At 31.6% G+C, this 1827-nt stretch carries 2 protein-coding genes; both read left to right on the forward strand.

Translation table 11 applies throughout. The annotated features are described in order from the left end of the window. Positions 1–108 precede the first annotated feature (108 nt). Positions 109–828 (forward strand): hypothetical protein, encoded by a 720-nt coding sequence (locus G551_RS0112275; protein WP_027885834.1) that lies wholly within the window; start codon positions 109–111, stop codon positions 826–828. Between the two features lie 182 nt (positions 829–1010). Next, positions 1011–1736, forward strand: a complete 726-nt coding sequence (locus G551_RS0112280) for a superoxide dismutase (RefSeq protein ID WP_009780324.1) — start codon at positions 1011–1013, stop codon at positions 1734–1736. Positions 1737–1827: the final 91 nt, after the last annotated feature.

The raw sequence follows: 1827 nt of genomic DNA on the forward strand, positions 1-1827 counted from the left end.
GTCCTGCGGACACAAACGCTCACGCGTCAAAGTCAGTTCTTTTTACTATCTTTATTTTCCGAATTCCCTTAGCTGGGAAATTATACAAGACCGTTGGCATTAATTTGAATGAAGAAAAATTTTAAATTTATTTTTATATTTTTTTTAATTAGTTGTTCGTTTTCAAAGCAAGAACAGAAACTGATTGGAAATTGGTATACTGCTAAAAACAATAGAATTGAAGCAGAATTTCAGTTTTATAATGATTCATTAGTTATTTATGAAATATTTGGAAAAAGAACTTTGAAATGGGATATTAAGGGAGATAAAATACGTACGTATTATCTTAAAGAAAATGGACCAGTTTACAAATATCACCTTGATGAATACAAACAAATATTAAATCTTGAATTAATAGGAGAGGAAAGCTTTAAGCTTCCTGAATTTAGAAAAGCAAAAAATGCATTTGATTTTTTTGAAAAGACAATTGATTTGGAAATTGAATTACCTGAATGTAATGATGAACTTAAAAACATAAGCCGACCTAGTCGTTTAAATTTTAACATTTATGCTGGATTTAAACATAATAATTTTATTGTAAAAACTGACTCTGCTACTAACTTGAAAAATTTGGAGAAAGAGGTTACTAAATTTAAAAATAACACAAGGAACGAACTAAAAAGGTTTTTAAGATTCAATTTAATCGCTGACAAAAACATCACCAATTCTCAATTGGATTCTATAAAAAATCGCCTAAAAGAAACATCAATAAAAAATATTTTTAGAACATATAAAAATAATCAAATCGATTACAAGGACAATTTGATATGGTTTGGAAAAAATGAATAAAAAACTAATGCCAACAATGTATAACCGCAATTGCTTCGGATTTTCCTAAGCGGAAAATCCTCGCTAACACCAAAGGTTTGTATTTTTTAACTAAATTATTGCCAAAACCAACGCAACTGACGGTTATACGAGACCGTTGGCAGTAATGTGGAAAAACGAGATAAATTGAAAAAAGTATAAATATGGACAGAAAAGAATTTTTAAGAAACACGGCAATTTTAGGTGGAGCGACAATCCTACCAATGAACAACGTTTTTTCACAAAATGTAACGGAAAACGGAATTGACAGATTAGTGGACAGTAATGGAAATTTCATTCAAAAATCACTTCCATACAATAAAACTTTTTTGGAGCCACATATGGATGAAGAAACCTTACATCTGCACTTTGAATTTCATCACGGTGGAGCAGTAAAAGGGGCAAACACAGATTTGATTAAAATTAAGGAACATCTAAAATCGGGCGATTTAGACCAAGTGGATTTGTGGACCCGAAAGTTAGCTTACCACTTTTCAAGCCACGTGCTTCATTCCATCTTTTGGACGAACTTAACGAATAAAAAAACTGAACCCAAAACTGAACTCTTAAAACAGATAGAAAAGGATTTCGGTTCATTTGACAAACTGAAAAGCTATATCGGGAAAATATCAAAAACTGTAGAAGGAAGCGGTTGGGGTATTTTGGGTTACCAACCTTATTCGGATAGCTTGACATTGTTACAATGCGAAAATCATCAAAAATTAACACAATGGGGAGTTGTTCCGATTTTGGTGATTGATGTTTGGGAACACGCCTATTATTTGAAATACAAAAATAAAAGAGCCGATTTTGTTGATACAGTTCTTGAAATTATCAATTGGGACAATGTAGCTGACCGATTTATGACAGCAAAACGACTGACAAAATAAACACTACTGCCAACAATGGTAACCGTTGCACAAGCCTTTAATTCTTAGAAAATCTCACTTATTTAAACCGCTTTTAGGAGGTTTTTTGTTT

It is taken from the genome of Mesonia mobilis DSM 19841 (assembly GCF_000423405.1).
GTDB classification, from domain to species: Bacteria; Bacteroidota; Bacteroidia; order Flavobacteriales; family Flavobacteriaceae; genus Mesonia; species Mesonia mobilis.

What these genes read in the sequence shown, in the direction of transcription:
- G551_RS0112275 (WP_027885834.1), top strand. Translation starts at nt 109, where the DNA reads ATGAAGAAAAATTTTAAATTTATTTTTATATTTTTTTTAATTAGTTGT.
- G551_RS0112280 (WP_009780324.1), top strand. Translation starts at nt 1,011, where the DNA reads ATGGACAGAAAAGAATTTTTAAGAAACACGGCAATTTTAGGTGGAGCG.